Annotated in this window: 1 pseudogene; it reads left to right on the top strand. The window is 39.6% G+C overall.

Going from position 1 to position 265, the window contains the following annotated elements:
- Nucleotides 1-265: pseudogene (locus tag HC176_RS19515) on the top strand (DDE-type integrase/transposase/recombinase); the annotation flags it as partial.

Genomic DNA, 265 nt, shown 5'->3' with positions numbered 1-265 from the left:
CAAAACCAAGTATGGGTAAGCGATATTACTTATATCCAAAGCAAGGTTGGCTGTATCTTACGGTGATTATCGACTTATTTAACAGAAAGGTTGTAGGATGGTCTTTAAGTGATAACCTGACTACAGAGGACACCATTGTCCATTCGGATAGAGGGATACAGTATGCCAGTCATAGGTTCACTTCCATAATTAAAAGCTTTAATGGTTTGGTAAGTCAATCTATGAGCCGTAAAGGGAATTGTTGGGATAACGCAGTGGCAGAATC

This window comes from Tamlana crocina (assembly GCF_012037625.1).
The sequence above is the reverse complement of the archived record's forward strand: the minus strand, read 5'-3'. Positions and strand labels throughout refer to the sequence as shown.